We start from the raw sequence: 23,972 nt of genomic DNA on the forward strand, positions 1-23,972 counted from the left end.
GGCGGCCAATGAGATGCCGAACCTCGGTTGGCTTTACGCCAAACTCGGAAATCTCAAGACGAATTAGATCAAGATATTTCTCATACAAAACTTTAGTTTTTTCGGGTCCAAGAGTACCCACCAATCCTGGCTCAATTTCCTTCAGACTTTGTTCTTTCGGCTTCTGAATTCCAGAAGGGCGAGAACAGCGACGCCATCTCTCTGTTGCAGATGCCCCTCCGCATTCCCCAACCAAAGCGAGGATTCTTTTTTCAAAGTATGGATGGACTTCAATTGGGCTAAAGCGATGCCATTGTGGATTTTGATTCAACAGACTGACGGCCTCTGCCCATGAAGTAACTGTAGTCGACCTAACTACTGCCTGACCGTCAAAATCTTCATCTGGCAGCATGTCTCGAAGTGCAACTTCGCTCTTTTCAAGAACGTACTTTCTCAAGCCATCGCTTCCTCGAAGCCCATAAATTGCAATTGAGCCGCCTTCCACGCCTAACTTTAAGATTGTCTCCTGCATTTCAAGGTCGCTCTCTATTCATTTGTACGCGGCTACGCATTGAGTGCCGAACGCTCGCAACGAAGCCTCCCGAAACGCAGTGTAGGGCGTGCGGCCCCGTACTCTGCGACAAATTACGTGCGCTTGTTAGGGTAGGCCATTGCGCGACTGATACTCTTCCGTGGTCACGATCTTTGCGTCTGGATTGGAAGTAATGTACGACCAAAGCTGCCGATAGTCATCATCGCCAAATGGAAGCGTCTCGATAAGCTTCGGAGATCCCAGTAAAGCTATTGAGTTTGGCGTCATAAGAAAAGGATAGCTGACCCTGTGACGGAAGAGATGAACCCAAGAATTTGCAAAGAAATTCAGCATTTTTCCAGGGTGTACGTCCTTTCGATGAAACTCGTAGGACCGGCAAACGTCAGGCTGGCGCGATAGCGACCCCGTGTCACTCACAAATATGACGTACCCGACATCACCGAATGCTACGGCCAAGCCTGCCGGAGAGATCAGGTGGGCGAAGTGATAGTCCACCGGTCTATCAAACTTAAATCGAAAAACGGAGCCCCATGGACTCGGGTCAGTTTCGAATTCGCCGTGAATGCTATGGGCCAAATGCCGATCTAGCTCAAATGGGTCGTCTTGCTTAATGACATCACCAATTTTGTAACCTGGATTTTTTCTGTCCCACTCTAAGAAGTCGTCTTTCCTCAGCAGCCCGAAGTGGATCTTAGCGGCCCATTTCCACAGCTCCTCGTCGGTCGCCGTGCCCGACTTAACTTTTGTTTCCAGCTGGGACAGCACGTTGTTATTACAATCAAAGCAACATGGTATTTTTAGGTGCTTGTAAGTAATAGTTGTTCTGTTCGGCAAGGACAACTTCTGATCCCAGAGGGCGTACTGCCTCTGGAGCCATTTGGGAATAATGTGCTCCTCAGTTTCAGCGGGGCCGCTACAAACAAAACACGTCTTCATCATGCTCCTCATTTGGCCCCGACGCCATGCTCACCGGGTAAGTTTCGATGGCGGCTTTTGTGCGACTTAATACACAAAAGATGACGGCGGAAATCTATCCGGTGCAGACCATTGTTAAATAGATCTAGCTCGCCCACTGCCAGAGCCAGTACAGACTCCAATAAACCAGAGTAGAGGTGCCTACAAACATAAGCCCCCAAATAACAGAAATCTGCAATTTATTCAGTTGCGCAGCAGGGATTATATTTATGTACTTCGCAGACATTTCATCCGACTTGCAGTACGAATGCACTTGGCTCCACGAATTGGGAGGAAAGTATATATAAGAGACGTTGATCTGCTCTCCCGGCACAAGGGTGGGGATTACAATTTCGGCTGAACTATCTGCACCTCGGATTACCTCATGTGATAGCTGAGGAAAAATCTGGAATGCAGGAAGAAAGTTGTGCCCAATGCGAATATTGTAGGCGGTTCTCTTTCCTGTATTACTCACGACAATACTATGGGTATTTACGGTAGTCCCATTGCCATCATTTAGCGGTATGGCCGCCGCGTGGATGAGCCACGTAACAAGCCTTGGCCTAGCCTCAAAATACCTTTTTATCAATATCCCCAGAACACCTGTCAGTATCGGGGCTATTATTTTCCCCAGGACATCAAACTCCATTTGCCCCCTCCTGATCTATTTAACGCCAAAAGCAGCGGCCGTGACATGCTGCCGTTTCTTGTTATGTGATTCACCTTGCTCGCACTCGGTTATTCGTAGCCAAGCCTTCAAGCTCCACAAAGCCAAGCTTTTCTAATACGGAAGGGACGTATGAAGCAAAGCGACCTCGAAAGTTAGGAGTGACACCATAGAAACCACACACCGGATTTCCAGGGTTCCGTGACCACGCCTCGACAGAGCCATTTGCTGGAACATGCTGTTCATTTATCGACCCGAGCAACACCCATTGGCCATTCATATCACTTCGAAGCCACTCATAAGTATCTCTCAAGCACCTAAGCTGGTATTGGTGATCATGTCCAGCATTGGACGTAATAGTGAGCAAGCCGGCATCTTCGTCTATCTCGAACGAAAACGGGATCCGTTGTGTAGATGTTTGGCAGTCCATTAGTCTTCTCGTTCCTCGTTCACATAACGCCCTGCACAGCGGAAATGCGGAGCGCAGGTAGCTTACGGAAAAGTTTGCGCAGCAAACCGCAAGTTGCCGAAGCGCAGCTTTTTCCGATTCTGATGACTGCTAAATCTTTAGTAACCACGTTTTGGAAGTTTGAGGATCTCATCTGTTAAATCTTCTAGACCAAGGTTACCTTCCAAGATCTGATTCAGGTGGATTCTTCTAGTGCGATAATAGCTATTGTTGTTTATCGGAGAGTTTTGGGCGGCAATCAAGAAATTATATGGGGTGAGATATCTGAGCCGGAATTCAGCATTTCCAGCTAGATCGACGGGCTTCCCGTTCACCACGGCGGCATTATCGTCATATTCTTCTCTGGTTATATTGTGCCCATCAAATATTGCGTACTCTTCGCTTGCGTACCCAAAATTCTCAATGCTTGATTGAAAGTCATATTGATAAAGACCCGTAGGTTTCATTGGGTCAACCTCAACGTAAACGAAGGATTGATAATAGGAGCCAGCGTTAACAGCAGCGATTTTTTTAATACTAAGTTCTTGGCCATCCATCAGCGCAACTCCTTCTCCAATATTTTCAAATTTCTTAATCTGCAGGTCACCATTTCTCCACCACCAAATAGGAATCCCATCCTCAAAAACCAATGGCTGTTCCAGAAGTATCATCAATCGATCGATGGCCTCGTTTTCCTCGAACCAATTTATACCTCTAACTCCGGGAAACGCGGAACTAAACCTTTTATGGAAAAATGTAGTGCTGCTCTCACCCAGTCTTGGCTTTTCTTTCTCGTTTGGTTTGAACGGATTTGGTCCTAATTTAGGTCTTGGGCGTTGTTTCAGGCCGTACACTTCGTGAACAAGCTGGTTTAGTGAATCGGCATAATTTTCGTCAATGCTAAAGTCGATATACATTCGGCCAGCCAAGCACAGCGGAGTTTTCATCGATTTTGTCACTGACCTAACCACGGGTATGAATTTGGTTGTCTTTTGATTCATCAGCAATTCGGCAGTTAGAATTGTGCTTTCATAACCGACACCTCCAATCCCTCCATTGGATTTGTCTATGTAGTTATCTGTGCAAACTGCTAAAACTCGATCTGACGCTTGCAAGCCATTTTCCATAAATTTTGGCAGATTGGCTCCAAGCTCAAGATCCCATTGATCTAGCACAGTATCAATTCCTTTACCCATTAGATCTGTGGCCAATCGATAAACCCATTCCTTATGATCTTCGTCGTCATGCGAATAAGATATGAAGACTTTTGGATTTTCAACCAATGGACTTTCCTCTTCAGATTTAACGCCTGTAGCACCTGCACAAATTGTGGAGTGCTTTTTTGTGTAAAATTGAGCGTAGCGAAAACACAAAAAGGCGCGTAGCAATTTGTGACAGGTGACTACACTTGTTAGGCGCCGGCTTAGCCAATTAACTCGTTTATCTGGATGAAGAGCGCTTCAAATCTTTTAGCAGTTTCTTCACAAATATAATCTGATTGAGCTTGCGATTGAAGCAAAGCTCTAGCCGGTCGGTAGTGATTGTAACGAGACGTGCCAATAATCTTAGCTATTTGATCGACGATTAAACCACTTTCTGATTCCAATTGACCTTGATTAATGTCAGTGTGTTCAGAGAAAGACGAATTAAATAGTTGAAGGTATTCACTTTTTTCAAACATATCTTCAACATCGGAAGCATCGTATTTAGTGAAAATATCGAATAGTAGAACATTCCGTTCTGCAATTATTTTTTGCTCTGCTAATGATGCCAGCGCATGTTTAAGCTTCTGAGATTTAGGGGTATCCAGCAAACAGCAAACCTTGAGTTTGCTTCCACGAAGTAATGATATGAATGAGGCGATACGATCAGCGCCGCCTACTGGTACGATGGTAATACTGTCACTAAGACCAGTCTTTCCGATTGACCGCAAATAGTCGGATAACACTTGTAAAAATATGAGATCTGAAACCCCCTCAACAAGCAAGTTATTCGGAGAAATATACAGATTCTGCGCTATATCGTAGCCTAAAGCTGCTTGAAGCGGGAACAGAGCATCGGGATCTTTCTCTTGCACCGATTCAGAAATTCTACTCCCATACTTTTCTTCGACGAGCGTCCTTACTCTATGTAGCTGACCTGGCTGGATCATAAACGGTGAGTGCGTGGTGTAAATAACCTGATAGTCCGCAGTTAAGTCTTCAATAAACCTGAGAAGATCATGCTGTGCTGATCCGTGTAAGTTCAATCCAGGTTCATCCAATAATATTACGTAGTTAGAATTTGGATCTTCTTGGATTTTGTTAAACCATACCAGAAATGAAAAGAACCAGTTAAACCCCTTACTTCGATTCTTAAGCGGTAAAGTTACTCCTGCTCGTTTGTTTTTTACGCGGATATCTAATATGTGTTCAACGATACGCGTTCCATGATTTGGGTGGGTTGATTCCACAGGCTGTATGCGAAACGCAATTTCAAGGTTTTTGTTTGTTGTCCAGTACTTGAATAAAGTTTCAGTAATAGATGCTTCTGTAGCTTCTAGTTCTGAAATGAATTCTTCCCAGTCATCCGTATTTGAAAGTTGGTCAATGTCAATATTTGCAAGCTCGACCAAAGCTTGAGCGGTCTTTAGCTCTTCCTCTTCCAACGAAGAACTTTTAAGTTTTTCTAATGAAAACTGAGAGGGCAATGAGTAATACTCATCGTAGTAAAGATATTTGGGTACGTTTGGTGATAGAAATCTTACCCAAATGGTTTTACTGATACCGTTGCTCCAACTTCCAGCAACAAAACAATCTCTATACTCTTCAAGTTCTTCAGTGAAATCAGTAGCATTTTCACCAGAAATTATTTCATCAAATACATCTTTTGTTTTACAAGATTTAAGTGCACTGGCGATGGCTCCGTCTGCTGGAAAACCAATTTCTGATGCCAAGTAAGAAATGAATTTGTCTACCGAGGCAGTTACACCTCCTATTGTTTTAGTACCATCATAGTAAGTTGTGACACTAAACAGTTTGGTACTAAAAACATTCCGTCCTAACTCATTGTTAATTTCTTCAAGAAGTTCATTCGGTATAAGATAATAACAAGTGATTGCAGCTGGATTTTCTTCAGACTTTCTGATTGATGTGAGTTCTTTCTTGGGGTAATCCCTAGATAATTTAAACTTAAAAGCCTCTTCATCCCTAAAATAGTTTGTTTTAGCTATTGCTTCAATTGCAGAAGTCTTACCTGATTCATTCAATCCAACTAGAATCGTGGATTTAGGGTCAACCTCAAAACATTGCTCGGTTTCGAACGATTTATATTTGTGAAGCTTCACGCTAGTAAGACTTATCTTATTCATTCTTATTTCCCTTGATTCGTGATTGCTAATGTTCGCGCTGCATTGAGATTTTAGTGCCTAACGCCAAGGTTTGGGGCAGGCCACGCAGTGGGCTGTCCCAGCCGAAGGCGACAACACCGCCTTGTTAAATGTCTTATTCACCGTAATCAACACGTCTTGCCTCATGATCTTTTTGGCGAGCCATACGAAGTAATCTGTCTATAGCAATGAGACGAAGACCGACACCGAGTAATGCAAGAACAATTGGCACTGCTATCGATGGAGTCCAATCTAAAAGCGAATCTGTAATACCCACTTCGTGAGATATGAGAAATATAACTGCACCGACAAAGCATAGATTAGATATGGAGCGTGCTGCTGCCGTCCCTGATACAAAGTCCATATCGTCGTTACTCATCGATCTATTTCCTTACGTACATTTAACAGTTCATTCATTCGAAGCGCCGATATAACCCGACTGCGACATAATTCTGGGGTGACCTACTTATTACCGAATGTGAATTTTAGCCCAATCAACGTGTTACGCCGATATAGCCAATGTCTTACACGAGGGAATCCGTCCGGTGACTCAGGGCGTCTAGCCGGGTTTCAAGGAGCCCCATAAACAGCCTCTTGCAACTCCATATAATTCAATGCGTTACGCGACGCTCCAACTTCTCAGAAAGCAATAAGTCGGTGGCCGTTGTTTCCGAGCCTGTAAATCAAATTTTGCAACTACACGCGCCTCCCAGTCCTGCGCCGGACGGGGCTCTGCTTTTGAGTATCACAGTAGCCGGCATTAGAGTAGCTCGCCTCATTGCAGCACGCATTCAGTCCTCGCCGTTGCATCCCAGCATAGGCCTGCGCTATGTTTGTTCAACTTGACTCTATGGCATTCAGACCATGTTCATGCTTCACACCCACCATTTGCAGTTTCTGCCGGCGGCGAAAGCCTCCAGCGGGTTGCTGCGTGGGTGCCTGACTACCTCCCCCCGCCAGACCAACAAGATACAACGCTCTATATAAGCCTGTGCGACCGGCTTTGCCCTCTCCGCCTTGCCTGAGGGTTGTTTCAAAACTAGAAACTGAGCGTAAACCCATGAAACTTGAAGTATTTAGCGACATCCATGTCGATGTTAGCCCCGATGGGCCCCTCCAGATCCCCGGACCTGAAGCCAATCTGATGGTGTTCGCCGTTGATATCGGCGAAGGACTTGGCGGGATTACTTTGACTGCGGGGCAGTCACAACGTCGCGGCAAGTCTTCCCTTTTGCTATACGGCCATACGCATGCGAGTTTTGATGAAAACCTCGATGGCACCAGAGTGATATCCAATGAACTGGGTTATCCACGAGAGCGAAATTACGGGTTTGCCCCTAACGAGGTTATTGAAATTTGAGGCTCTGGGCAGCGTAGCAATTAAAAGGAATCACTATGGCACGGCCAATTTTTGTTCTAGATCTCGAGGCGACATGCTGGGAGGACCGTGGTCATTATACGGTGGACGCGACCGAAATCATCGAAATCGGATGTGTCATGGCGACACCTGCCGGGGAGGTGTTGGATGAATTCGGCACCTTCGTTCGTCCAGTCAATGATCCTGTGCTCAGCGAATTTTGCACCCGATTGACCAGTATTACCCAGCAGGATGTTGATCAGGCGCCGGTCTATCAAGATGCCATGCGTTTGCTGGATGACTGGGTGAGCCATCGGGGCGGAATCTGGGGTTCGTGGGGCAACTACGATTTTCGCGAGTTCGCTTCAATGGAGCAGCGATATCCAAGCCATTGTGAGTTTCAGAAAAAGCTCCACGTCAATCTCAAGAAATCGTGGAGGCAAACCACCCGCCATAGTCGCACTGGGCTGAGATCTGCTCTTGCTTTTCACGGGCTAGCGTTCGAGGGCACCCACCACCGAGGCATTGACGATGCGCGTAATGTCGCGAGGCTTCTGCCGTTCATTGACTACCATAAAATCCTCGCTGGAGTAGGTGCGCTCCAGAGTGACAACTCGTAACCAAGTTAATTTATAACCGGAGGGAAGCATTATGAGGAAGGAACTTGAAGATAGTCTGTTCGAGCGATATGACAAGATTCTTGGCCAAGTCGATTATAGGGAGATTTGTATTGGCGACGGCTGGTTTGTGTTGATCGACACGCTTTGCTGGGGGCTTCAGCGTATGACGGATAGTGGACGGAGCCCTCAGGTCAGAGCTCTTCAGGTAAAGCAGAAGTTTGGCGAGCTGTGCTTTTATGCGACAGGAACAGATTCTCTGCAGGCAGGAATGATCCATATGGCCAGCATGATCAGTACTCGTACATGCGAAGAATGTGGCGCTGTAGGACAGCGAGTCGAACAAGAGGGGTTTTGGCGGACTCTTTGCCCAGATCACCACCAAGAGTGGCTGAAGAATTTCCGAGCCTGATCCTAGATTAGGAGCAAGGTGGCATCGTGTTAGCGACCTTAGATAAGGTTATGACCGTGCTTCATGCTGATTCAGGGGGCCGTCATCAGGGGGGCTTTCTGAAATCCACGCATGGCCGTTGGTGGGTCGAGGGTTAAGGAGCGGGTCTCGCTAAACAGCGCCGCCATATTCGATTGCGCATAGCACACCGCAGACCTGTCGGGCCCCAGACATGGTATCGAGCAAGTCTGCGGGCTTCTGATTGCCCAGCGCCGCATTGGGGGTGGCAAGCCAAACCTTGGCGTTTTTTCGGCTGCCAAGCACATCTGCAGCCAGTGCCATTACCATGCTTGGAGTTGGCTCTGGCTGGTCTGGTGCTGCCTGCCTGGTTCTGTCGTTCATGCTACCGCCCCTCTGAAGCGCTTGTTCGCTGTCACTCATTCTGAATGGGCCAACATTCGGCCCAGCCATATTCTATTCCAAATAGATATTTCAAAAAGAATATAGCGGCTATAAAGTGGCTTCACGCCAAGAGCAGGAGCCTCCCGTGGCCAAGAAAATCAGCCAACCAGACAGTCCTATCAAGAAAGTGCAGTTTGGCGTCTGGCGCCCTTTGCTGGATTCGCTCAGCAAGTATACAGAGGATGCCTGCCTGCGCAGGGATGCTTTTCTGAGCAAGGCACTATCCCACGAGATCGCCCAGCTCAGGCGGTCGGATTTCCGAAACTCGGATGTGGCGAGCCAGTTCATCCACAAGTCCCTGCGGGAACTGGAGTGCAAGTCGGCAACCTTTAACCTGCCGGAGAAGCTGGTCGCTGACATTGAGAAGGTCTGTGCGGATCGGAATATCCATAAGGACTGTTTCTTTAACCGGGTCCTGCTGCTGCTGGTGCCCTTCGACCAGAGAGCCCTTTATGACTGGCTCTATGACGAGGAGGGCCTTGCTGGGCAGCTCTGGGTCGACCTGATAGACCAAGAGGACGTCAGGGACTATGACAGCCTGATGTTCAGCGCGATACACGCTATTAAGAGCAGGGTCGAAGACGATCCGCTTGGGTTGGTCAGGACGGTATTTACTGAGCACTGGGGTGATGAAGAGCCGGATTATCTGGACAGGGATCCGCTGACCCGGGTTATTCCCCCGCGCAAGGCCATGTCGGTTGGGATCGGCTCTTTCCCGATGGTGGGCTTTAACGTTCGGTTATGGGACTCGATGGTGCCAGGCACCCCGAGTAATGACGAACTCAAGAAAGTTCAGCTTCTTCTCTAAGTAGGAGGACGGCCATGAAACCCTGTATGTCTCCTCATGCTCTGTCACGCGCCCGTACCAGGGGCGTTTCCGAGATGCACATCGATGTGATCTGGCGGTACGGAATTGAAGATCCTGTCAGCAATGGTCGCCTCCGGATCAGGCTGAACGGTAGCGCTGCAGAGATGGCCTGTCGCGATATGGCCGGATGTGCCGGTGCCGCACAGCTCATTTCGCAGGCCAGGGCTTTCTATCTGGTGGTGGAGGGCGAAGTCATTGTCACCGTGGCTCGCCAATCAGCCCGTGACCGCCAGAAGTACAACAACCCGGGCAAGTCGGTGCGGCACTGGCAGGCACGCTGCAAGCAGGGTCGGGCCTGGGGAAGTGCCTAGAGCTCGCCCAACCTTCGTAGTAGCATGCCCTTTTCCAGTCCCGGGCAGGGTTTGTCTTTGCCGCCAGGGCCGCCCGCTCCGGCCACAGGAAGGCAGCCCGGGCCTGTAGCAGAGCCATAACAATACAGGGAGTCTCCGTGAATACCGAAAACCATTCCCAGACCGCCGCCTTTATCTGGTCGGTCGCTGACCTCCTGCGTGGTGATTTCAAGCAGTCCCAGTATGGCCGGGTGATCCTGCCTTTTACCCTGTTGCGCCGGCTGGAGTGTGTGCTGGAGCCGACCAAGGCCAAGGTGCTGAAATCCGCCGAAGCCAACAAGGACAAGACCGACGCCGTGCGCGAGAAGCTGCTGCTGCGGGCCGCCGATCAGCAGTTCTTCAATGCCTCCCCGCTGTCGCTGGCCCAGCTCTCGGATACCCAGACCAGCGACGACCTGATGAGCTATGTGCAGTCCTTCAGCAAGGACGCTCGCGAGATTTTCGAGCACTTCCATTTCGAGGACTTTGCCCAGCAGCTGGGTGACGCCGACCTGCTCTATCAGGTGGTGCAGCGCTTCGCCTCGATCGATCTGAGCCCAAAGCACATCAGCAACTTCGGCATGGGGACCATCTTTGAAGAGCTGATCCGCAAGTTTGCCGAAAGCTCAAACGAAACCGCCGGGGAACACTTCACCCCGCGCGACATCGTCCACCTGACGACCTCGCTGGTGCTCACCGGCGAAGACAAGAAGCTCAAGCCGCACAGCATCGTCACCATTTATGACCCCACTGCCGGTACCGGAGGGTTCCTCTCGGAAGGCGATGAGTACATTCAGCAGGTCAGCAAACAGGTCACGGTGTCGCTGCATGGTCAGGAGCTGAACCCGGAGTCCTTCGCCATCTGCAAGGCGGACATGCTGATCAAGGGTCAGGACGTCGGCAACATCAAGCTCGGTAACACCCTCTCCGACGACCAGCTGGCCGACACCCGCTTCGACTACATGCTTTCCAACCCACCCTTCGGCGTGGAATGGAAAAAGGTGCAGAAGCAGGTCACCGACGAGCACAAGCTGAAAGGCTTTCAAGGCCGCTTTGGCCCCGGCCTGCCACGTGTATCCGACGGCTCCTTGTTGTTCCTGCTGCACCTGGTCAGCAAGATGCGCGACCCGCGAGAGGGTGGCTCCCGCATCGGCATTATCCTGAATGGCTCGCCCCTGTTTACCGGCGGTGCCGGCAGCGGCGAATCCGAGATCCGCCGTTACCTGCTGCAGAATGATCTGGTGGAAGCCATCGTCGCGCTGCCCACCGATATGTTCTACAACACCGGCATCGCTACCTATGTGTGGGTGCTGAGCAACAACAAGCCCAAGGCGCGCAAGGGTAAAGTGCAGCTGATCAATGCGGTGAACCGCTACAGCAAGATGCGCAAGTCCCTCGGCTCCAAGCGCCAGTACATTGATGACGCCAATATCGATGCCATCGTGCGCCTGTACGGCGACTTCAAGGAAAACGACGAGACCAAGATTTTCCCCGTGGATGCCTTCGGCTACCGCCGCATCACCGTTGAGCGGCCGCTCAAGCTAAACTTCCAGGCCAGCGCTGAGCGCATTGCCAAACTGGCCCAGGAAACCCCGCTGGCCAAACTTGAGCAAGACGAACTGCAGGCCATTACCCGAGCCTGCCAGCGCCTGAATGCCGACAAGCTGTACCGCAACCGCGACGCCTTCCTGAAAGATCTGAAAAAGGCCTTCAAGGCCGAAGACGCCAAGCCAGGCGCGCCCCAACTCAAGGCCATTCTTAATGCCCTGTCCGAGCGCGATGACGACGCCGACATCTGCACCGACAAGCACGGCAACCCCGAGCCGGACACCAGCCTGCGCGACAACGAGAACGTGCCGCTGGGCGAATCCATCCATGACTACTTCGAACGTGAAGTGATGCCCCATGTGCCGGATGCCTGGATCGACGAAAGCAAATGCGATGAACAGGATGGTGAGGTCGGCATTGTCGGCTTCGAGATTCCGTTTAACCGCCACTTCTACGTATTCAAGCCGCCGCGCCCGCTGGAAGAGATTGATGCCGACCTGAAAGCCTGTACCGACAGGATCAAGCAGATGATTGAGGGGCTGTCTGCATGAGTTTTCCTCGTTATCAGAAATATAAAGACTCTGGAGTGCAGTGGTTGGGCGACGTTCCACAGCATTGGACGGTTGGTTCGATAAAGTATCTGGGAAGACTCAACCCCTCTAAGTCGGAAGTTACAGAGGATGGGGCCTCTCTGTGCAGCTTTATTCCGATGGAGAAGCTTAAGACTGGCGAAATCGCACTGGATGAAAATAGGCCAATAGAGGATGTGATTGGAGGCTACACGTACTTTAGAGACGGTGATGTACTTTTTGCTAAGGTGACGCCGTGTTTTGAGAACCGCAATATGGCAATCGCTCAGGGGTTAACGGGTGGTCTGGGGTTTGGCTCCAGTGAAATTAACGTTCTCAGGCCTCGTAACGCAGATGTGCGCTTCCTGTACTACAGAATTCAAGAACACAGTTTGATGAAAATTTGGGAATCTGAGATGTCGGGCGCTGGTGGATTGAAGAGAGTGCCAACAGAAATCATCACGAATTTTCTTGTTGCTGCGCCTGACAAGGAAGAGCAGGAAAGCATTTCTGCGTTCCTCGACCACGAAACCGCCAAAATCGACGCCCTGATTGCCGAGCAGCAGCGCCTGATCGAACTGCTCAAGGAAAAGCGCCAGGCCGTCATCTCTCACGCCGTCACCAAAGGCATCAACCCCAACGCCCCCATGAAAGACTCCGGCGTCGAATGGCTCGGCGAAGTGCCGGCACATTGGGAAATAACAAGAATAGGATGGCAGTGTATCGTCGGTAACGGATGTACCCCTGCAAGAGATAATCCTTCCTATTGGAACGATGGACACTATCCTTGGTTGAACAGTTCGAAAGTAAACCTAAAGCGAGTTATTGATGCTGATCAGTTTGTTACCGATAAAGCTCTCCGGGAATGCGCACTTCCAATTGTGAAGCCCGGCAGTGTTCTGATGGCAATTACAGGCGAAGGGAAAACCCGAGGCATGGTGACCATTGCTGAAATTGAAGCAACCATCAATCAGCATGTTGCATTTATACAGCCAAGAAGTAAAAAGCTATATCCGGTATATCTTCATGATTGGTTGAATGCAAATTACTCGCGAATTCGCCACGACTCGGCTGACTGGGGGAGCACTAAGGCCGCAATCACCTGCAGTGATGTGCGAGCATACCCACTTCCTCTCCCTCCGATAGAAGAGCAAGAGGCCATTTGCCATTTCATCCAGTCCAAGTCTTCATTGATCAATGACTTAATTTCTTCATCTGAGTCCAGCATAAGCCTTCTTCAGGAGCGACGGTCCGCGCTGGTATCCGTTGCAGTTACGGGGATAATTGACGTCCGTGACTGGCGATCAGATACAGCGCTATCTGCCTCTATGCCAATGGCGTCAGAAGAGGCAGCACAATACAGCTAGTGCTCAAAGCAATAGCAGCGGAAGGCGAAGGGATGAACTCTTTGTTCGGCAGGGGACAAGTGAATGGCCAAAGACGTGTTTGTCTCGGATGATGATCTGCGGCGCCCAATATTTACTGATCCGCCCGGTGATATTGGAAGAGAGGATGCCTGGGGTGGGCCTTATGCTTTTCTCATTGGTGGCATGGGAGATTCGAGCCGAAAAGAGATTGCGCGTGAGTACTTTAATGCTGCTGAGCAGTTGGTTCAGGACATTTTCGATCAGAGAGTCGAGGATTACACCGTTTCTATGCCGATACTGTTTCTCTATCGGCATGCAATCGAGTTGGCGGTCAAGGGTGCAATGAAAGGTGGCGATGGTCATGATCTTAACGCCTTGGCGGAGGGCTTCCAGTCTCATATCAAGGCATCTTTTGGCGAGGATGTGCCTGATTGGATCATCGACCGTTTGCGTGAGGTTGCAGAGATAGACCCCAGGTCGACAAGTTTTCGCTATGCAGTGAAGATCAGGTCCAAGAAGGAAGTGGTTCCCCTCGGAGGCGAGCACTTTATTGACTTGCCGCATTTGAGGCGATCCATGACGGCACTCTTTCGTGTGCTGGATGGTCTTCCGGGCTGAAAGGAGAGGCATGATGCCATTGCAAAACCGGGTCCTGCCCAACGGCGACATTATCGCCACCAGCGATCGCGGCACCCTGATGGGCAATCGCGGCCTGCTGCATAACGACCACAAGGAAGTGGTTCGCCCGTTCCGCCTCAAGGCCTGGATTACCTGTGCACTGGAGTTCAAAGGCCGCAAGCGCCAGTTGATGTCACCGGGCATGTACACCGAGCTGTTTTTTCTCGATGAGGTGACCGCATTGGCGGCAGGGCATCGGCCCTGTGCGGAGTGTCGTCGGCCGAGATTCAATGAGTTCAAGCAGGCGTGGCAGCTGGCACATTCTGAGTCGGCTGACGGCAAGCTCAAGGTGGCGGAGATAGATGCCATCTTGCATGAACAGCGTTTGTCTCCGGACGGTAGCAGACCACTCTGGCAGGCCAACCTTGCAGAGCTGCCGATTGGCACGATGATCGAGCGTGATGGCGGCTACTACGCGGTTCACGCCTCCGGGTTGTTGCCGTGGCATATCGATGGGTATGGTCAGGCCTTGGCCGGCGCCACGGAGGGGCAGGTCATGGTGGTCACGCCGAGGGCGACGGTTGCCGTATTGGCAGCGGGTTATGAGCCGGCGTTTCATGAGTCGGCCAACTCCGATCGGCGCGCCAGAAACGGCCTGGAAGCGAGGCTAAAGGCTGGAAGCTAAGGTAGTCTTTGCAAATAACAAAAGGCCACGACGCATTCGCCGAGGCCAGTTGCCGGTCGAGCATTCCCGATCCAGTGACGAATATTAGTACAAGATTGAGCGCTTTTGACCGAGCCTTGCAGCAATAAGATAAGAACAGGGGACATCATGGCTGACAGCCGGGAAGCTAGATTTCAGCAGGACATCATTCAAGCCATGACCGCCAACGGCTGGTTGACCGGTCCGGCCAGCGGGTATGACCGGGTTCATGCCCTCTATCCTGAGGATCTGGTGGGCTATGTGCGCGAGGCCTGGCCAGAGCGCTGGGACAAGTTCTGCAAGAACTCTCCCCAGAACCCGGAGGCCGCCCTGATCAAGGCCGCGGTGCGGGAGCTGGAGCGCCACGGTACGCTGGAGGTACTGCGTCATGGCTTCAAGGTGCCGGGGGTTAAGCTCGACCTGTGCAGCTTTCAGCCGGACCATGGCATGAACCCGGAATCTCTGGCTCGCTACGGCGCCAACCGGCTGCGTGTGGTGCAGGAGGTGTCTTACTCGCCCCACGCACAAGAGGGGAAGTACAACCCGCGTCTGGATCTGGTGCTGTTCGTCAACGGTATCCCGGTGGCTACGCTGGAGCTGAAAAGCGGCTTCAAGCAGCCCATCGAGAATGCCAAGCGTCAGTACCGCAAGGACCGCCCCACCCGTGATCCGCTGACCCGCAAGCCGGAGCCGCTGCTGACTTTCAAGCGCGGCGCGCTAGTGCACTTCGCCGTGACTCAGGACGAGGTGGCCATGACCACCCGGCTGGCCGAGCAGGCCACCTGGTTCCTGCCCTTTAATATGGGGTCCGAAGAGGGCGGCGCCGGTAATCCTGCTCCGGCGGATGAACACCACTACGCCACCGCCTATCTCTGGGATCGGGTGTTCGCCCCGGATGCCTGGCTGAAAATTCTTGGCCGCTTCCTGCATTTGCAGAAAGAGGTGAAAGAGGATTTCGGCGGCAAGCGCATCACTAAGGAAACCCTGATTTTTCCGCGCTTTCATCAGTGGGAGGTGGTCAACACGCTGCTCGACACCACCCGGCGCGAGGGTGCGGGCAAAAAGTATCTGATTCAGCACAGCGCCGGTTCCGGCAAATCCAATTCCATTGCCTGGACCGCGCATCAACTGGCCTCGCTCTATGACGAGGCGGGTAACCGCCTGTTCAACTCGGTGATTGTGGTCACCGACCGCACCGTACTGGATAGTCAGCTGCAGAACACCATCTACCAGTTCGAACACGCCAGCGGTGTGGTGCAGCCGATCAGTCGCGATATTGGCAACCAGAGCAAGTCCGAGCAGCTGGCGCAGGCACTAGCGGATCAGGTGCGCATTATTATCGTCACCATCCAGACCTTTCCGGCCCTGTACGACGCGCTGGACAAGCGCCCGGAGCTGGCCGGTGGCCGCTACGCTGTGATTGCCGACGAGGCACACTCGTCCCAGACCGGCAGTTCCGCCACCAAGCTGAAAGCCATTCTTGGCGCCGACACCCCGGACAAGGAAGAGATCAGCGCTGAAGAGCTGCTCGACGCCGCCGTATCGTCGCGCAAGCCCAGCGAGCGCATCAGTTACTACGCCTTTACTGCCACGCCGAAGGCCAAGACCCTGGAGCTGTTCGGCCGGCCGCCGAATCCCGAGCTGCCGCCCAGCGCCGACAACAAGCCCGAGGCCTTTCACCTCTACTCCATGCGCCAGGCCATCGAAGAAGGTTTTATTCTCGATGTGCTGAAGTGCTACACCACCTACAGCACCGCCTGGAAATTGTCCCACCCCGATGCCGACGACACCGAGGTGGAATCGAAAAAGGCCTCTGCCACGCTGGCGCGCTGGGTGCGATTGCATCCGCACAATATCAGCCAGCGGGTAGAAGTGATTGTGGAGCACTTCCGTGGCCATGTGCGCCACTTGCTCGATGGCCAAGCCAAGGCCATGGTGGTCACTGGCAGTCGTCAGGAGGCGGTGCGTTACGCGCTGGCCATGCGCGCCTATGTGCATGACAAAGGCTACGAGGACGTACACCCGCTGGTAGCATTCTCCGGCAGCGTACCGCCGGACGAAGTGATCCCCGAGGAAGTCACGGAAACCAGCAGCCTGCTCAATCCCGGCCTGCATGGTCGCGATCTGGCGCAGGCCTTCGACACCGACGATTTCAATGTGATGATCGCCGCCAACAAATACCAGACCGGCTTCGATCAACCCAAGCTCTGCGCCATGTACGTGGACAAGAAGCTGCAGGGTGTGGACTGTGTGCAAACCCTGTCGCGACTGAACCGCACTTTCCCCGGCAAGGAAACCTTCATCCTCGATTTCTACAACGATCCGCAGGACATCCTCGATGCCTTCGCGCCGTACTACAACAAGGCCGAGCTGGAGAATGTGTCTGATGTGAATGTGGTGTACGACCTGCAGAAGACCCTGGATCAGGAGCAGATCTACCACTGGGAAGAAGTGCGTGAGTTTGCTCTGGCGTTCTTTGATCCGAAGGCGGCCAGCAGCAAGCTCAGCTACTACTGCCACCCGGCCAAGGAGCGGTTTGCCATCCGCTACCGGGCCGCGCTTGATGATATTCGCGTGTGGCGGGAGAGCCTTCGGACAGCGGAGCGTAATGGTGACAAAGCCGGCGGCAAGCGCGCTGAGCAGGAGCTGAAGGAAGCCGGGGAGCGCAAGGATGCTTTGGATCTGTTCCGCAAGAACCTGCAGAGCTTCGTCCGGGCTTATGAATTCCTTTCTCAGATCGTTCACTACGATGATGTGGATCTGGAGCAGCTGTGCGTGTACGCCAAACACCTGCACCCGCTACTGCGCGTTGACCGACTGGATGAGGAAAAGGTGGACGTGACCGAGCTGCAGTTGACTCACTACCGCCTGACCAGGCGCGCCGAACACCAGCTGCGACTGGAGGAAGAGGAGGGGGAGTACGGCCTGAAGCCGCTCAGCGAAGTGGGCTCAGGCAAGCCCCATGACCCGGAGAAGAAACGCCTTTCCGAAATTATTGAAAAGCTGAATGATCTTTTTGGGCTTGAAGTCACCGAACAGGACAAGTTGCATTTCGCTAATGGCATTGCCGACCGCATCGGTCGGGACGAGGAGGTCATGGAGCAGGTGCGTTCGCACAGCGCCGAGCAGGTCATGCATGGCCTGTTCCCGAAGCGGGTTACGGATGCAGTGCTCGACTCCCTGGGAGATTACGAGAAGCTGTCCGCGCCGATTCTCGAGAGTCCGGAAACGCAGCGGGAGTTTGCATTGTTGATTCTCAGAATGCTGGCCGGGCGGATGGCGCCAAAGGGATCCCAAGGAGCTACACAATGGTAATGTGCTTCGACCTTCTGACTTTAGAACATATAAATCAATCTATTAAGCGCTAAAATCCACACCCTTCCGAAATATTACAATCATGCGATCTAAATCCATCGGGTATCTGCATGCTTTTAAGGGGATTTCATTTAAGAGCTGCTCGCATGGAGATTTCATCCAATGAATAATATCGCCTTTCGACGACAGCAGATAAAGTCGACTCATTAGCATAAGGATTCGCCCCATTATCTCCTTCGATCTTCTATCGATGGCATAGCCGCTATCGCAGCTTGAGTTCTCCGAAGTAACTAATATCGCCTCATGCACCAAACCCTCTTCGATTCCTGTTGCAGCACAGAATCTATCAATATAATTTCTATCGATACGTTCTATTTTGTTGAGCATGGCTTTCTCGCCTTTAAAGCAAAACATACTTATTCCTATCCAGAACTTCAGTTCATCGCTGCCAGTCATAACCCCCCCATTAACCAGCATCCTCCATAAGAGATGCTATTTCAATTAGGTTAATTCCCCTTTCTTTCATTATCTCGATCAACTTTGCTTCGCGCTTATGATGCATCTCGATCGTTCTAGAAAAGTACTCCTTATCAGCAATCGGAAAGCCACATCCATCACAAATAAGACCATTGCCATTTCCGGATCTCGGTGCAGAAGCCAGATCTCTATGGCGCGAAATAATTTCAGTTACTTCTTTACTCCTGAAAAGTGTGCTTCTTGACACATCAGTGAGGGCCACCACGCGCTTCCAGGTAATTTTCTCTTGCGGATTATTTTTGATATAAGCCCGAATAGTCAGTATGGCTTCATCAATATCGATCCTAGGTCTTGACATCTTCACGCCCCCCAAAACGTCTTATAATCTCGTCGCATGCTCGAATCGTCTCTCGGTGATGATCCAGATGCCTTTCGACCATCTCAACCCCAACCATCTCACTTTTCAAGGAAGCTACTACCTTCTGTTGCGAAACGGAAAAATCTCTGAGCTTAACTATCTCTAAAAGAGCTTCTTTGCTATCCGGATCGAAAACAAAGTTCTTACAGCCAGATTCAGTACCAAACCCCTTAATACACGACAAATGTCGTTCACACGGCGAGACCTGAAGGTCCCTTGAGCAAATGCCCCACGGCGTAAGATGCGCAGACTTAATAGATCGAGAATCCCCAGGGATGAATTTTTTAGCAGTTCCGACAACCGAAATGCCATTAGTGTCAATTCTACCAACCACTTCACGCACTCTATGCGCCCTTTCCTCTGACGTCCTTAGGTCATAGTTCCTGTTCTGCCCGACCGACCTCCCCATCCACAGATCAACAGCTAGATCGTTGGTTCCGTGTCGATGGAAAGCAGAAGTAACCCAATGCCTAAATTGGTGCGGCGATATTCTGATTCTTGAGCCAGAGTCCCTCTCAAGACCAACTCGGTCAAAAATGGAAGTTTTTGCATTCGGAGGAGACGAAAAGAAATCTGTAAAATGGTGCGGCTTTAATATTTCTGGAAATGGTATTGCAGACAAGGCACATGATGACGACTGACGAAGAGAGATAATAAAAAGATTATCCTCAAGCGGTTGCTTTACACGAAACGCCTTCCTCTCAATAAATAAATCCGGGGCAGGTTCACCAAACTGCCACGCGTACACAGCGCTTGATCCGTAATGCTTTGAAAGCTTTTTTACTAGATCATTAAACAGCCCATGCAGGAGCAATTCCATGTTGACAGCATATCTGAACCGAGTTTGACCTGATTCTATCTCTACAAGCGGGCCCATTTTCCCGACTTTACTTCTCCCTCGAATGTATGTCCGTGGGAAGCCTAGTCTTTCAGCCTCCGGAATATAAACGAATGTCGAATTACTTGTATCGCCAACGACAATCGGCCTTACAAGACCGCTAGATGAAATTACACTCCTAGCTTTTTTCATTATCTCATTTGCATAGCATCCTCGCGAGATGCTTTCTGCCAGCATCCTAGGCTTGGCGGTGAGTGTCCTTATTTCGTGAACGGCGCTAATGACGGAGTCTTTCCAGATAGCCGGAACATATCTAAGATTGAAAAAAGATGTCTTCTCGCTCCAAACCCTCAGGTAGAGGCCATCTTCTCTCTCGACGATGCACTCAAGCGGCAACGAGCAAATCTCTCCCACGCGGAGCCCCAATCCAATAAAGAATGGAATGGATTGAATCATAATTTTATCATAATCACTGAATCGATCATCTCTATAAACCGCCTCCTTGGATTTGCATATGTAGTATAAGAAGTCGTCATCAATAGATTTCTTTTTTCTCCGCAAAGCGAATTCTTTTGTCGTAGGATCGATGGCTTCAAAATCACTTTTCTTTATCGTGCACGCCAAGTTTCCCGTAATACATATCACTCCTTCTAGATCAAGGAATTTCAGAAATGCAATGAACTGATTTATAAAAAGATACTTCCTTTCTAGTCCGCACGATGAATTCGTATCGATAAAGCTGTGAAATTCTTTTACCGTTTGCATTGAGGCTGAGTTGAGCTTTTTAATATTCGCTGCACAAAAGGCATTGATCCAGCGACAAGAGACTATCTTGGCAACCATTGTTTGAGGAGATCTTCTGCGCAAGAATATATCTGACACCAGATAAGCATAGAACGCCTGATATGAGTATTCAGTGTGGCTTATTAGCGCATCTTCCGACCGGCCACCGATCCCATCGATCTGCATCATGATCCCAGCGTATCTGAAATAGCATGACGTCGAGAGCTCTTTCAACTCGCCAATCTCCGAATCCAGAACCAGCTCATCCATGTATCCTTTGGATTTTTGGTACAACGATAGAAGAGAACTAAGGAGAAGGCGTCCTTTCGCATCATCTATCGAATCCATTACTCGCTCTCCTTAACAGAAAACATTCTGGCTCTCATAATCAACTCGTCCTTAAGGTATATCGCCGAGGCAGCAATCTGTGAACTAGAACGCCCAGTGAAAAAATCAAAGTAGTTAGTTATTTGCTCAATAGATTCTTGATGATCTATGTTCTCAGAGGGCTGAAATCGCGCGCATGTATAGCACGAATAGCCTGGATGAAGGTTGCACGGAGAAGCTTTGGAGCAATGGCCGATCGACATGATTTTCTTCATCGACTTTCTGGCTAGCATTGGGTTCTTCCAGGACGAAGATGCCTCGAGGTGAGTTTCTGAAGATGACATCGCGCTGTCGATATACTGAGCCATAGCTGATCCTTGTCGAATATATTTCTCCACGGCTTCCGTGCCAGCATGGCCCAGTGCGGCGGCGATCTCGACGGCTGAACTACCGATGCACGCCATCCTCAACCCGAGAGTGTGCCGAAATCTGTACACGGATAAACGAAGCGGAGACCCATTATCCGCTTTTAACCCCAGCGTTTTCGCTGAATTCCGCAACGACCGGTTAATCTTTTCAAGCCCCCATTCGACGGGCGCAAACATCTTCATCGCCATCTCATCGGACTCACTCCTTAGCTCGCCTATTAGATAGCCCGCGCCATCGCGATAGCTAATAATGCTTACGTCATCCAGGTAGTTCGCGTAGCACTCGCCGAGTCGAGCAGATATTCCCTTTCTTATGTTCGCCGGCATGTCACTTTTCAAAGTCCGGAGCTTCACGGGAGGAATGCGAATAGAGCGTATTTTTCCGCGCTCATGCATTACTATGTCTTGGTGACGCATCTGGGCGAGACTCAAACCCCGGCATCCAATTTCCAGCAAAAATGCTATGATGAATTTATCTCTTGAATTTAACCTATCATCATTTAATCCTACGATAATTTGCGCTGTCTCTCTTTTTGTGAATGGACCCTTTCCCCACGATACGCCTGTATGATGGCTCACTCTTTTCTTTACTTTCCGCTTTATCATGTGCTTTTTTGCGTCAACAAATAGATCTTTGAATGGCGTAAGACCAGCACAATCGATAAATATTTTTAAGGCCAGAAGTTTATTTCCACAGGCATTTATTGTGTAGCTTCTAACAAATTCATGAAGTTCATCCTGATAATTATCTTTGTGATTTCTAGGCTTCGGAATATGTTTTGATATTTCCTCTATTTCATATAAGAGCTTCTTGAATACCGGTATACAGTATCTTGGCGCAATGCTTTCTACTGACCTCCAACAGATATAGCTAATAATTACGTCTTCCGAAAACGTCTTTCTGAAATCAATAATTACGTTAACGGCAGGAAGATATTTCACCTTTTTTAGACGCCTTATGGACTTCGGCCACAGATATACAACCTCACCTGTTTTTAAAACTATTTTTTCCTGCAATGGTGAAACTAGAACACCCTGATTAATCAGCCTTGTATCTGGCTTTGAAAAAGGTGAAATAGGCTTTTTGAGTCCCGCTACCATTTCCATTCTTTATATATCCTTGCAGCCAGATGGTTTAGTTTTTCGCGCACGACCATGTTTGTGTAATAGTCAGCCATCTCGCCTACCGGGCTCCATCCGCCGACATAAGAAACAATATCTTTTCCGAGCCAGAAATTATCTGTTGTTGAATCATTTATCAGCTGATCTCTAATCTTGGAAATGCAGTATGTTCGGAGGTCGTGAGGCGAAACGACGATGCCTGATTTAGCATGTTCTTTGAACGCATTTGAAACTATGACGTACACGGAGCTCGGGCCCAGTGGGGCGCCGTCTCGCATGCTTAAGAATAGATAGGATGACCATCTCGTGGTCGATTTTTCGCGGATTAATACTCTGCAGTTATCTATATAGTTTGATATAAAATCTGCCAGCTTCTGGCTAATTGGAAGGGTTCTTCCTCTAGTTTTGATTGACGCTATCTGCCGACGAGGACTCACCTCTTGTGGAGGCTTTACTTTCACAGTTATACACGGTCTGGCAGAGTCTATATCTATGCAGTCTAAAGTAAGCATGCATAGCTCAGACCTTCTCATTCCAGTCTCAGAAATCAGCCAAATAATCAACGTATTTCTTAACTGTCTAACATACGAATCGGTATTTTTTTCGCTATCAAGCTGTCTCAGCATGGCTGATATCACCATAGATACGTCTTCATGACTTGCTCGGTTTGTAGATTCTTCTTTCCTGTAATAAGTGTCTTTGCAGATTATCTTGATAAATACCTCAAGATCATCAAGGCACTTTCTCGCCTTTTCATTTTTACTTGATGAAGAAACAACCTGCGAATAGCTGTACCTCAAGAACTGGGCAATAGTTGAGGATCGTCTCTTTATTGTGGATGGAGACAAGCATCCACTTCTGGTGACCGGCTTTGATATACGCTCAAGAAGAGAATCTGCGAGGAAGATCGGGAGAGAGGACAGCGAAATGATATTCTTAGAAAAACTTCCTATTTTTTCTTCATACCACTCGAAGAATATTACCAGATCGTAAGCTTTGCTAATTTTACTATTTGACCTATCTCTGTTGGCTGAGCAGTTAAGCCAATATGTACTTATCGGCTCAGGTCTCTCGTATAATGTACAATATACGGGGATTACTTGGTCGTTTTTTCCTGGCTCGTTATTTTTAACGAATTTGACGCCGAAAGGCTTTTTACCTTTCTGGATCAAAAGTTCGACCCCTCTTCATGCCCTTTATGTGAACATCAATTCTGTTAGTACGCCTTCAGGCTTTTATTTATACAACTTTTAAAGAATACGTTGTAGCCTCATAAAACACTTCGAAGCTAACGATTATTTTGAAGGAGTATTGGGACGATATGGGAGCTGATGCTATATACCAGGTGATCCAGCACCCGGATATCTACCAGTCCCAACGCCTCAACCAGACGGCGAGTAATGGAGCGATCAGCCTCACTGGGCTCGGCCACGCCAGACGGGTGATTGTGCGCCAAAATCAGCGCCG

At 49.9% G+C, this 23,972-nt stretch carries 24 protein-coding genes; 10 read left to right on the top strand and 14 right to left on the bottom strand.

Going from position 1 to position 23,972, the window contains the following annotated elements; genetic code table 11:
* The 7 genes from J1C54_RS14680 to J1C54_RS14705 all read right to left on the bottom strand — a co-directional run.
* The coding region (locus J1C54_RS14680) for a hypothetical protein (RefSeq protein ID WP_229149370.1) at positions 1-511 on the bottom strand (511 nt) is incomplete at its 3' end.
* 126 nt (positions 512-637) lie between these two features.
* Positions 638-1,471, bottom strand: a complete 834-nt coding sequence (locus tag J1C54_RS14685; RefSeq protein WP_229149371.1) for a hypothetical protein — start codon at positions 1,469-1,471, stop codon at positions 638-640.
* Positions 1,472-1,592: 121 nt separating this feature from the next.
* Entirely contained in the window at positions 1,593-2,135 is a 543-nt protein-coding gene (locus J1C54_RS14690; RefSeq protein WP_229149374.1) for a hypothetical protein, read from the bottom strand.
* A gap of 70 nt (positions 2,136-2,205) precedes the next feature.
* A complete protein-coding gene (locus J1C54_RS16780) occupies positions 2,206-2,583 on the bottom strand; it encodes a DUF6855 family protein (RefSeq protein ID WP_370635678.1) in 378 nt (125 codons plus the stop codon).
* 137 nt (positions 2,584-2,720) lie between these two features.
* The gene (locus tag J1C54_RS14695; protein ID WP_229149377.1) at positions 2,721-3,884 is read right to left on the bottom strand and encodes a toll/interleukin-1 receptor domain-containing protein; all 1,164 of its coding nucleotides are present in this window, start codon (positions 3,882-3,884) and stop codon (positions 2,721-2,723) included.
* A 140-nt stretch (positions 3,885-4,024) separates the two neighbouring features.
* Positions 4,025-5,950: an AAA family ATPase gene (locus J1C54_RS14700; protein ID WP_229149379.1), complete on the bottom strand. Its 1,926-nt coding sequence runs from the start codon at positions 5,948-5,950 to the stop codon at positions 4,025-4,027.
* Positions 5,951-6,083: 133 nt separating this feature from the next.
* On the bottom strand, positions 6,084-6,347 hold the full coding sequence (locus tag J1C54_RS14705; RefSeq protein ID WP_229149381.1) for a hypothetical protein: 264 nt from the start codon (positions 6,345-6,347) through the stop codon (positions 6,084-6,086).
* Positions 6,348-7,028: 681 nt separating this feature from the next.
* Between J1C54_RS14705 and J1C54_RS14710 the strand changes: the two genes are divergently transcribed.
* The 3 genes from J1C54_RS14710 to J1C54_RS14720 are packed head-to-tail and all read left to right on the top strand — an operon-like array spanning position 7,029 to position 8,354.
* Entirely contained in the window at positions 7,029-7,328 is a 300-nt protein-coding gene (locus J1C54_RS14710) for a hypothetical protein (RefSeq protein WP_229149382.1), read from the top strand.
* Between the two features lie 35 nt (positions 7,329-7,363).
* A complete protein-coding gene (locus tag J1C54_RS14715; RefSeq protein WP_229149383.1) occupies positions 7,364-7,945 on the top strand; it encodes a 3'-5' exonuclease in 582 nt (193 codons plus the stop codon).
* Between the two features lie 31 nt (positions 7,946-7,976).
* Positions 7,977-8,354 (top strand): hypothetical protein, encoded by a 378-nt coding sequence (locus J1C54_RS14720; RefSeq protein WP_229149384.1) that lies wholly within the window; start codon positions 7,977-7,979, stop codon positions 8,352-8,354.
* Between the two features lie 150 nt (positions 8,355-8,504).
* Here the strand turns inward: J1C54_RS14720 and J1C54_RS14725 are convergent, their stop codons facing one another.
* On the bottom strand, positions 8,505-8,735 hold the full coding sequence (locus J1C54_RS14725) for an MbcA/ParS/Xre antitoxin family protein (protein ID WP_229149386.1): 231 nt from the start codon (positions 8,733-8,735) through the stop codon (positions 8,505-8,507).
* Between the two features lie 145 nt (positions 8,736-8,880).
* Here J1C54_RS14725 and J1C54_RS14730 point away from each other — a divergent pair, with 145 nt between their 5' ends.
* The 7 genes from J1C54_RS14730 (at position 8,881) to J1C54_RS14760 (ending at position 18,112) form a co-directional block, all read left to right on the top strand.
* Complete coding sequence (locus J1C54_RS14730) at positions 8,881-9,603, top strand: hypothetical protein (protein WP_229149388.1); 723 nt, start codon at positions 8,881-8,883, stop codon at positions 9,601-9,603.
* A gap of 14 nt (positions 9,604-9,617) precedes the next feature.
* Positions 9,618-9,974 carry a hypothetical protein gene (locus J1C54_RS14735; RefSeq protein ID WP_229149390.1) on the top strand — a complete coding sequence of 119 codons (357 nt, stop codon included), beginning with the start codon at positions 9,618-9,620 and terminating at the stop codon, positions 9,972-9,974.
* A 137-nt stretch (positions 9,975-10,111) separates the two neighbouring features.
* Positions 10,112-12,091 (top strand): class I SAM-dependent DNA methyltransferase, encoded by a 1,980-nt coding sequence (locus J1C54_RS14740; RefSeq protein ID WP_229149392.1) that lies wholly within the window; start codon positions 10,112-10,114, stop codon positions 12,089-12,091.
* Complete coding sequence (locus J1C54_RS14745; protein ID WP_229149395.1) at positions 12,088-13,476, top strand: restriction endonuclease subunit S; 1,389 nt, start codon at positions 12,088-12,090, stop codon at positions 13,474-13,476. Before J1C54_RS14740 ends, J1C54_RS14745 begins: the two co-directional genes overlap by 4 nt.
* Before the next feature lie 63 nt (positions 13,477-13,539).
* Positions 13,540-14,094: a hypothetical protein gene (locus J1C54_RS14750; protein ID WP_229149399.1), complete on the top strand. Its 555-nt coding sequence runs from the start codon at positions 13,540-13,542 to the stop codon at positions 14,092-14,094.
* A gap of 10 nt (positions 14,095-14,104) precedes the next feature.
* The gene (locus J1C54_RS14755; protein WP_229149401.1) at positions 14,105-14,779 is read left to right on the top strand and encodes a hypothetical protein; all 675 of its coding nucleotides are present in this window, start codon (positions 14,105-14,107) and stop codon (positions 14,777-14,779) included.
* A gap of 147 nt (positions 14,780-14,926) precedes the next feature.
* A complete protein-coding gene (locus tag J1C54_RS14760; protein WP_229149403.1) occupies positions 14,927-18,112 on the top strand; it encodes a type I restriction endonuclease subunit R in 3,186 nt (1,061 codons plus the stop codon).
* A gap of 42 nt (positions 18,113-18,154) precedes the next feature.
* On the opposite strand, the gene J1C54_RS14765 is transcribed toward J1C54_RS14760, so the two are convergent.
* The 6 genes from J1C54_RS14765 to J1C54_RS14790 all read right to left on the bottom strand — a co-directional run.
* On the bottom strand, positions 18,155-18,568 hold the full coding sequence (locus J1C54_RS14765) for a hypothetical protein (RefSeq protein ID WP_229149405.1): 414 nt from the start codon (positions 18,566-18,568) through the stop codon (positions 18,155-18,157).
* Between the two features lie 10 nt (positions 18,569-18,578).
* Entirely contained in the window at positions 18,579-18,947 is a 369-nt protein-coding gene (locus J1C54_RS14770) for a hypothetical protein (protein WP_229149408.1), read from the bottom strand.
* Positions 18,934-20,976, bottom strand: coding sequence for a hypothetical protein (locus J1C54_RS14775; protein ID WP_229149410.1), 2,043 nt, complete (start codon positions 20,974-20,976; stop codon positions 18,934-18,936). Before J1C54_RS14775 ends, J1C54_RS14770 begins: the two co-directional genes overlap by 14 nt.
* Positions 20,976-22,490, bottom strand: coding sequence for a hypothetical protein (locus J1C54_RS14780; protein ID WP_229149411.1), 1,515 nt, complete (start codon positions 22,488-22,490; stop codon positions 20,976-20,978). Before J1C54_RS14780 ends, J1C54_RS14775 begins: the two co-directional genes overlap by 1 nt.
* Positions 22,478-23,677, bottom strand: a complete 1,200-nt coding sequence (locus tag J1C54_RS14785; protein WP_229149412.1) for a site-specific integrase — start codon at positions 23,675-23,677, stop codon at positions 22,478-22,480. Before J1C54_RS14785 ends, J1C54_RS14780 begins: the two co-directional genes overlap by 13 nt.
* A gap of 116 nt (positions 23,678-23,793) precedes the next feature.
* A partial coding sequence (locus J1C54_RS14790) for a JAB domain-containing protein (RefSeq protein WP_304504413.1) occupies positions 23,794-23,972 on the bottom strand: 179 nt, incomplete at its 5' end.

Source organism: Alcanivorax sp. 1008 (genome assembly GCF_020667895.1).
Taxonomy (GTDB): domain Bacteria; phylum Pseudomonadota; class Gammaproteobacteria; order Pseudomonadales; family Alcanivoracaceae; genus PGZG01.